Origin of the sequence: Brucella haematophila, from assembly GCF_005938105.1 — a bacterium.
GTDB classification, from domain to species: Bacteria; Pseudomonadota; Alphaproteobacteria; order Rhizobiales; family Rhizobiaceae; genus Brucella; species Brucella haematophila.
The window spans coordinates 1-7,951 of sequence record NZ_VCPE01000017.1 but is presented as its reverse complement, the minus strand read 5'-3'; the positions used below and the strand labels follow the sequence as shown (position 1 = coordinate 7,951).

Here is a 7,951-nt window from a genome sequence, read left to right as displayed (position 1 = left end):
CGACAAGGCTTCCGACCATGCCGACCTTTTTAAGGGCTCTTACTAACACATAACAAAACCACTTCTAGTGGTTCAAGCGTAGCGTCCCAAACCTCCACCTCTGGTGGAGGTCATGACTTTGCAGCATCGGTTGATGCGGCTTAACCGCTTCACTGTTGTGTTTGCTGGAAAGCTTCGAGTACGCGCTGAACCAGTTGTTCGGTGGTATTATGCGCTGTGTCGAGCGAAATACGGTCATGCAACCAAGGCTCATACTCGTTGCGCCGTTCCTCGACCCGCTCCCAGCTTATCTCCGCCATTCCTGAAATATTGCGTCTGCGATTTTCGATCCTCTCGCGGTGGATCGCATGATCGGAACAATGACATTCCACAAAAGTCAGCGTGGCATCGGTGCGCTCCGCGAGTTGCACCCACATGGTCCGCGCCGCTTCCACGGGATTCACAGCATCAACAATCACTGACAGGCCGAGTTTCAGATTTTCTTCTGCTATCGCCTCCGCCATCTGATAAGCGGCGATGCCCGTCATCTCCTTCGGGATATCTGCACGCCACATGGCCGCTTCAATCGGGTCGATGGACAGGACCGGGATCTGAAGCGCTTGGACCAGTCCTTTGGCAAGTGTGCTTTTACCGGAGCCGGGAAGCCCGGCAGTCACAATCAGTCGCGGACGTGCCATGATCGGGAATCACTTTCTGCCATATAAGCTCGTCCGCTCCGTCGCTAGGTTTGGCGAACTGAAACCATTCTAGCTGGATGATTCAACTCTCAGTACGACAGTTTTTAGTTATTTCCCAACAGATGCCCGGTTGCGAACTGACGCACAGTTTCATCGAGTGTCTTCCACTCGGCCAGCATATCGCGGGGGAAGCGATAGAGAATCTGCAGGCCTTTTCCGAACTGGATGTCGCGCTCGCAGGCGTTGAAGTTTTCCGCTGATGCATCGCTCATGCACCGCGCCACGAAAGCGGGATTGCCGCTTGTCGTATCGGAGAGCACCAGTTCTTCACCGGTATAACCGCTGCTTTCCATAAATCGGTGGACGGTCAGCCCTTCCGGTAAAGATTCGCCCTCCGGCTCGATCAGCGCGGCATAGATCGGCAGATAGCGTCCGCTCATGTCACGAGACATGGTGCGCTCTTCGATCGACATGAACAGCAATTGCCGTTTTGGCGTGAGCAGATTGAAGATTGCGCGGTCCGCCTCCGTATAGCCGGTCAGTCCGGGCCAGCGCGCATATAGATCGAGGCGCGTTGTCAGGCCGTCGCGCCGCTGATTGGAAAAGCGGATCATATTGGCTGGCATCGTCAGAACATTATTGCCGATCAGCACCTTATAGAGATGGGTGCTGTCGGAATGACCGCCACGAGCAATCGCCGGGCCGAGCATGCGCCCGCCAATATTGATCGCAACGGAAAGCACAATAAGCACGGCAATCGCCAGCAAAACGCGGACGAACAGCCGGTTGCCATCTTTTGTCGTGGTGGTATCGATTGCGCTTTCCATTGGGCGGGAATGCCATGCTGATGATATTGCAGCGATTATTGGCCTTTTATGGTTAACGGAGCATGAAGCCGTGCTTGTCCCTCATCCAAAAAAAGCTTAGCTCTTTTCATGAAGACATTCTGATGGAGGAGCCCACATGCCGATTTATGCTTATAACGGACACAAGCCACATTTCGCAGACCGCGCCAGCAACTGGATTGCGCCGGATGCGACACTGATCGGCAAGGTCGTCGTGGGCGAAAATGTGGGTTTCTGGTTTGGCGCCGTGCTGCGCGGCGACAATGAAGTGATCTCCATCGGTGACGATACCAATGTGCAGGAACACTGCATCATGCATACAGATATCGGCTTTCCGCTGACGATTGGCGCGGGCTGCACCATCGGCCATCGGGCGATCCTGCACGGCTGCACGATCGGTGAGAATACACTGATCGGCATGGGCGCTATCGTGCTCAACGGTGCGAAGATCGGCAAGAACTGCCTTATCGGCGCCGGTGCTCTGGTGACGGAAGGCAAGGAAATCCCGGACAACTCGCTGGTTGTCGGCTCGCCAGCGCGCGTTTTGCGTGAGCTGGACGAGGCGGCGGTGGAGAAGCTGAAGCTGTCCGCCAAGCACTATGTCGAGAAGGGACATTCATTCATGCGCGGTATGGAACCGGCCTGACTTCGCAACAATAAAAAAGGACGGGGCCAGAGGGAGACTGGCGGCCCGTCCTTTTATCGAAATCGGCGTCTGATCAGTTCTTGATGCTGCCGACGAGAATGTCGCGGTCATCCTTGATCGAAACCCAACTGCCGCTATTGGCCGTCGACTGACGCTTCAGGTAGGTGTAGTCGGTCTTGTTCCAGGCCAGAACGCGCTCATCGAGATTGTCGAGAATGAAGTCGCCGCGGTCGGTGCGAACCGTCAGGACGGCATGGCCGTCACCATTCGGCTGACGAACCACGGTGAACAGCAGGGTATTGGCAGGAATGCCAAGCGCCATCAGCTCGCGCTGCTTTTCCAGCATGTAGTCGTCGCAGTCGCCAGCGGTTACCGGATATTCCCAATATTCCTCGCGACCCCAGACTTCCATGTCGGTGGCCGGCTTGATTCGTGTGTTGACGCTGTCATTGACGGCAATGATCTGCTGCCAAAGCTTCGGCGTCAGCTTGAGAGCATTGGTGTTGCGGCTGACGATTTTGCATTCAGCCGGATAGCGCTCGCAAAATTCATAATGCCCGATTGGCTGCGAGGTGCGTTCGCCGGTGCTCATCCATGGCGAGTTGGAGGCCGGGTTTGCTGCCTGGGCCAGTCCGACGCCAATCAGCAGAAGAAATGCTGCGATGATGGTTTGCTTGGTCATTCTTTTGTCTCCCTGTTGGAGATCAAAATGACCGGGACAATTTGAAGCCGCGCAAATTTGAGCGCGAAAATGCGATTCAAATTCGATTAAAACTGCGCGGAATACTGAAACTTTTTGTAAAGAAAGCGGCTATTTCAGCCTGAAAATGCGCGATTTCGCATGATTTCCATGTTTATACCCTCGAAGGCGGTTTGCCAATCCGTAACCTTGACAGACGTTCATCTTTTCAGCGGCGTAAGAATTAGGAGAAAAGCCCGTCGAGCGTGGTGCTGGTCTGGATGGTGGCGAACTCGATGGCGAACCCGTCTGCGAAATGGCGCACGACCCGTCCGCGGATCGGCCCCAGCAGAACACCGCTCTTGATGGCGGGCTTGACGTCGCATTCGATAGCCGCGCCTGAGAGCGACAAGTCGGCAATACGGCAAAGCAACTGAGTGCCATCAGGGAAGGTGACATTCTGATGCGACTTGCGCGGTACGACACGCTCATGGCGGCGATCTTCCGGCAGCGAAAGTTCATGCCGGTTGGCAAGCCATGTCAGCTGCGCCGAAAGCTTGTCCTTTTTGGTCGCAGTATTGGTGAGGAGAAGGTGAAAGCCTTCTGCTGAAATTTGGTAGGCCGTGCCTTCGATTCGTCCGACATGGTCGATATAGGCAATGATACGCTCGCCATTGCGCGGCGTTGCAATACCGGTCATCAGGGCGGTGCCGGGCGACATGCGCTTCAGAACGCAAGGATATTCGCTGCGGTTTTCCAGCATATAGCGACCATTGAGATCAACGTTTACGGCATTGAAATTATCCTGCCGCCCGCTGTTCGCAGGTGATGTCGCCGCAAATCCCCTCATTGAAGCTGGCCCATCTCAGTCTTTCGCCAATAACCTGTTATTTACGTTACACTTAAAGCAGTTTTGGCGCAAAAGAGAAACTGCGATTTCAGGCTTTGCCGCCATTGATGACGCGCAGATGCGGTGCCTTGCGCACGGGCGGCGTCGCCATGCGAGTTTCCGTCCATTGGCGGGTACGATTCGAAGCATTGACCGTGAAGATCGCTGCCTTCACCGCTTCGTCGGCGAGTGCCACATCCGGTGCAATCGGCTCAATATGGTTGAGGTGGCCGAGCACCAGAGGGTCGGCGCCTGCCCATGTCACATTGTCCAGAACGGCCATGCTGCCCATGAGGCCGACGCGACCGTTACTGGCTTCCAAAGGGGCGAGCAGCATTTCAAAGCTGAGGCTGCGGCCCGAAAGACTGATTCCGTCATGAAGGCTCAGTGCCGGGATCTGCATCGCGCTGACATTCTGCGCCAATTCGCTAAGGGCAGGGCGGTCGCGCTCCGGCCACAAGGATAAAAGACGCACGCCTTTCAGTTCGCGACCGAACAGGGTGCAGATGCGCGTGCCGCCAAGACGAAAGACCAGTTCGCCATTTTCGCCGGCTTCCACGAAAAAGAGATCGGACAAATGCCGCCCGAGCCGACGCGGTTCGACATCGGTACGCTGCGGCGCTTGAAAACCGTGCTCAAGATCGTCATTGCGATCAAAGGCCAGTCGCTGCCATTCGCTGAAGATCGCGATCGTGCTGCGGTGTTTCATCGTGCGCCGTTCGTTTGATTCTGGTGAATTGGGAATGCTGATCGATTGCGAAGCGCCTTGGCTCCGGCTCGCGACCATTAAAATAGTATTAACGGCGCAGATGCCAGCTTAACCCTTTCTTCATCCACGGTGCTCGGCTGTTAAGGTTAACAACAAGTAATTCTTGCAATGCGGATAGTGCTGGCGTTTGATGAGGACATCAGACGAAGCCGTTGTCTTGGTTGGCGTTTTTCTGAGATCCAGTCGTTATTTTTGCGAATCTCGGTGGTTCGCGTCAGGGCCGGTGGTTGACCTCCACTGGCCTTTATTTTTAACGATTTCTATCCTATCAAATGCCGGTTTCGCCACGTGAGCGGTCCGATTGGGCCGATTGTCGTTTCTGGGCCTGACTGGCCCCATCGCGGTTTCGCAATCTGGAAAGCAGTGTTCATGGTCCTTCCGCAACCGGAAATGCAGGGTAATCGCGGTCGTTCGGGCGGAAGTGAGCCGATCTTCAATATTCCGGGCGTGGTGATCGCGCTGATCGGTATCTGCGTCGCGGTCTATGTCTATCAGAACTACCTGATCAGCGAGCAGCAGAACTATGATTTCATGCTGAATTTCTCACTGATCCCGGCGCGGTTCTCGATGGCGGGCGGTTTTTCTGACCCGGCAGGCCTGTTCACGCTGATCAGCTATTCCTTCATGCATGGCGGTATCGAGCATATCGTGGTCAATATGATCTGGCTTGCCGCCTTCGGTTCTCCGCTGGCAGGGCGAATCGGAACTGCACGCATGGTGATTTTCTGGATTTTCACGGCGATTATCGCCGGACTGACGCATTATGCGGTTTATCCCGACAGTGTGACGCCGCTGGTTGGCGCTTCGGGCGCGATTTCCGGCATGATGGGCGCTTCGGCGCGCTATGGGTTCCGGCGTGTGAATTCCGGACGACGCGCAGAATTTGCCGGGCCGGTGCTGCCTGTTGGCTTCACGCTGACGCTGAAGCCCGTGCTGACCTTCGTGGGCGTGTGGTTCGTGATCAACATCATCACCGGTATTTACACGACTGGCGGCGCTGATTTGTCGGGCATTGCCTGGGAAGCGCATATTGGCGGTTTTATCGCCGGTTTCTTCGGGATTTCGCTGCTGGATCGCCCGCGCAGCTATGACGCAGTTCTAAGGCGTTAGAACAGTTCCCTCCCAGTTTTATGGTACTTGCTAAACGTGCAATCAAAGCGCACCATCATGGAACGCGGCGGGAGGAGCTGCGTTCTGTTTTCAGGTGTTTGAGCGCCTGAAACAGCGAATGCTAAATCTTGGAGGGACTTGGCATGACAGTAAGATCGATTCTCGAAAAAAAGGGCAGGGATGTCGTCGTAATTGCGCCTGCCGACACGCTTTCCCATGCCGTTGCCATGTTGAACAAGCACAAGATCGGCGCGCTGGTGGTTTGTGACGAGGCCGGTCATATCAAAGGCATTCTTTCCGAACGCGATGTGGTCCGGGCGCTTTCCGTCAAGGAAAGCGGCGCGATGGCCATGCCGGTTGCAGAGGTCATGACCGCAAAAGTGCAGGTCTGCCGGGAGCATCACACGATCAATCAGGTCATGGAAATCATGACGCGCAGCCGTTTCAGACATATGCCGGTTGAAGAACACGGCAAACTTGTCGGAATCATCTCTATCGGTGACGTCGTGAAACGGCGAATCGAAGATGTGGAGCGCGAGGCCGACGAAATTCGCACCTATATCGCGACCGCTTGAACATATTCGTTCAACAATGCCATGCGCCGGTAAGAAATTTCACGCGGCGCATGGGGTCGAATCAACGATTGCGCAAATAGCGCTCCGCCGCATAGAGCGAAATCGCTGCGGCGTTTGAGACATTGAGCGATTTAATCTCGCCGGGCATGTCGAGGCGTGCAAGTGCCGTCACGGTTTCCCGCGTCTTCTGGCGCAGGCCTTTGCCTTCCGCGCCGAGAACCAGAGCGATTCGTCCGCCAGCAAGCGTCGCTTCCATTTCCTGCGGGCCTTCCGAATCAAGACCGATGGTCTGGAAACCCAGACCGTGCAGTTCTTCAATCGCTTCGGCGAGGTTTCTCACCTCTATATGCGGGATAAGTTCAAGCGCACCGGATGCAGCCTTGGCCAGAACGCCGGTTTCCTGCGGGCTGTGGCGGCTGGTGGTGATCAGTGCTCCTGCACCGAAGGCCACAGCCGACCGCATGATCGCGCCGACATTGTGCGGGTCGGTTACCTGATCAAGAACCAGCAGAAGCGGGCTGTCCTGAAGTTCAGAGAGTTTTTTCGCACGCAGCGGTTCTGCTTCAATCATCACGCCCTGATGCACGGCGTCGGAACCGGTTTCCTTGTCGATATCCTTTGGATCAACAATTTCGACAGGGAAGGGCAGCGATTCGGCTTCCCCGATTTCAAGCCGCGCAAAGCCATTGCGCGTCGCGCGCATGCGCAGAATCTTGCGAGCCGGATTTTCAACGGCTGCGCGCACCGTATGCAGCCCATAAAGGCGCACAGTGCCATCCGCGACGGCGCTGGCCGATATGGCGGCGCGCTGGGGCCGGTGCGGCGCCTTGCCTTCGGCCAAGGCTTTCTGGTCGCGATGCTGGCGGCGCAGGCGCGCATAATGAGTATCTTTAGGGGTGCGGGGCGTGTTCTGATCGGTCATGGCGCGCTTATAACTCTTAAGAGAGAGGGAAGATAGCTGCTTGCCCTGTAAATACTATCAGGCTGTTATGGCTGCCTATTAAGAGGCGAAAGCCCGCATGTCCTGATTTTTTTGCATATCCGAATGCCTGCCTGAGCCCGGTCTTTTGGAATGCTTTGGCCAAACTGTGGATAGGCATGCATTCTTTTCGCTTTTACCCTGTTGACAGGGGAAGCGCTTATCGTCATAAGGCCCCCCGTGGAGCGACGGCGAGCCCAACAGCCAACCGACCGCTTCGCAAAAATGCCTAGTTACTCGACTCTGCTGATAGTGATATTAGGAGGAATGCCCGAGCGGTTAAAGGGGACGGACTGTAAATCCGTTGGCTAAGCCTACGTTGGTTCAAATCCAACTTCCTCCACCACTGTCGGATTAGAGTTTAGAGTATGCGGGTATAGCTCAATGGTAGAGCAGCAGCCTTCCAAGCTGAATACACGGGTTCGATTCCCGTTACCCGCTCCAGTTTTCAAGAGCGGATAGGCGTGTAAGGAATCATCGACGGGCGGTTCGCCGTTCCGTTTTGGCATAAATGCTGGCCCCGAAGCCAATCGGCTTTTGCGCTGGCGCTTGAGCGGTTCTAGAACAAAGAGAACAACGGCGATGGCTAAGAGCAAATTCGAACGTAACAAGCCCCACGTTAACATCGGCACCATCGGTCACGTTGACCATGGCAAGACCTCGTTGACTGCGGCAATCACGAAGTTCTTCGGTGAATTCAAGGCGTATGACCAGATCGACGCTGCACCGGAAGAACGCGCCCGCGGTATCACGATCTCGACGGCTCACGTTGAGTACGAAAC

10 protein-coding genes and 2 tRNA genes are annotated in these 7,951 nt (G+C 55.6%); 6 read left to right on the top strand and 6 right to left on the bottom strand.

The window, feature by feature from the left end; translation table 11 throughout:
- Window positions 1-149: 149 nt before the first annotated feature.
- Both FGI60_RS21260 and FGI60_RS21255 read right to left on the bottom strand, forming a co-directional pair.
- A complete protein-coding gene (locus FGI60_RS21260) occupies window positions 150-677 on the bottom strand; it encodes an AAA family ATPase (RefSeq protein WP_138786868.1) in 528 nt (175 codons plus the stop codon).
- A 104-nt stretch (window positions 678-781) separates the two neighbouring features.
- The gene (locus FGI60_RS21255) at window positions 782-1,504 is read right to left on the bottom strand and encodes a hypothetical protein (protein ID WP_138786867.1); all 723 of its coding nucleotides are present in this window, start codon (window positions 1,502-1,504) and stop codon (window positions 782-784) included.
- Between the two features lie 136 nt (window positions 1,505-1,640).
- On the opposite strand from FGI60_RS21255, the gene FGI60_RS21250 reads away from it, so the two are divergent.
- Window positions 1,641-2,168, top strand: coding sequence for a gamma carbonic anhydrase family protein (locus FGI60_RS21250; RefSeq protein ID WP_138786866.1), 528 nt, complete (start codon window positions 1,641-1,643; stop codon window positions 2,166-2,168).
- 73 nt (window positions 2,169-2,241) lie between these two features.
- Here FGI60_RS21250 and FGI60_RS21245 read toward each other — a convergent pair whose 3' ends face one another.
- The 3 genes from FGI60_RS21245 to FGI60_RS21235 form a co-directional block, all read right to left on the bottom strand.
- Window positions 2,242-2,850: a transglutaminase-like cysteine peptidase gene (locus FGI60_RS21245; RefSeq protein ID WP_078339268.1), complete on the bottom strand. Its 609-nt coding sequence runs from the start codon at window positions 2,848-2,850 to the stop codon at window positions 2,242-2,244.
- A 241-nt stretch (window positions 2,851-3,091) separates the two neighbouring features.
- Window positions 3,092-3,697 carry a PilZ domain-containing protein gene (locus FGI60_RS21240; protein ID WP_078339266.1) on the bottom strand — a complete coding sequence of 202 codons (606 nt, stop codon included), beginning with the start codon at window positions 3,695-3,697 and terminating at the stop codon, window positions 3,092-3,094.
- An 88-nt stretch (window positions 3,698-3,785) separates the two neighbouring features.
- The gene (locus tag FGI60_RS21235) at window positions 3,786-4,445 is read right to left on the bottom strand and encodes a PAS domain-containing protein (RefSeq protein WP_138786865.1); all 660 of its coding nucleotides are present in this window, start codon (window positions 4,443-4,445) and stop codon (window positions 3,786-3,788) included.
- A gap of 429 nt (window positions 4,446-4,874) precedes the next feature.
- Between FGI60_RS21235 and FGI60_RS21230 the strand changes: the two genes are divergently transcribed.
- Both FGI60_RS21230 and FGI60_RS21225 read left to right on the top strand, forming a co-directional pair.
- Complete coding sequence (locus FGI60_RS21230; protein ID WP_138786864.1) at window positions 4,875-5,615, top strand: rhomboid family intramembrane serine protease; 741 nt, start codon at window positions 4,875-4,877, stop codon at window positions 5,613-5,615.
- A 143-nt stretch (window positions 5,616-5,758) separates the two neighbouring features.
- On the top strand, window positions 5,759-6,190 hold the full coding sequence (locus FGI60_RS21225) for a CBS domain-containing protein (protein ID WP_078339263.1): 432 nt from the start codon (window positions 5,759-5,761) through the stop codon (window positions 6,188-6,190).
- Window positions 6,191-6,251: 61 nt separating this feature from the next.
- On the opposite strand, the gene rlmB is transcribed toward FGI60_RS21225, so the two are convergent.
- Window positions 6,252-7,112, bottom strand: coding sequence for a 23S rRNA (guanosine(2251)-2'-O)-methyltransferase RlmB (gene rlmB, locus FGI60_RS21220; protein ID WP_138786863.1), 861 nt, complete (start codon window positions 7,110-7,112; stop codon window positions 6,252-6,254).
- 318 nt (window positions 7,113-7,430) lie between these two features.
- Here rlmB and FGI60_RS21215 point away from each other — a divergent pair.
- The 3 genes from FGI60_RS21215 to FGI60_RS21200 all read left to right on the top strand — a co-directional run.
- Window positions 7,431-7,515: transfer RNA gene (locus FGI60_RS21215), tRNA-Tyr, on the top strand.
- Between the two features lie 24 nt (window positions 7,516-7,539).
- Window positions 7,540-7,613 (top strand) — tRNA-Gly (locus tag FGI60_RS21210).
- Between the two features lie 138 nt (window positions 7,614-7,751).
- A partial coding sequence (locus FGI60_RS21200; protein WP_235889887.1) for a GTP-binding protein occupies window positions 7,752-7,951 on the top strand: 200 nt, incomplete at its 3' end.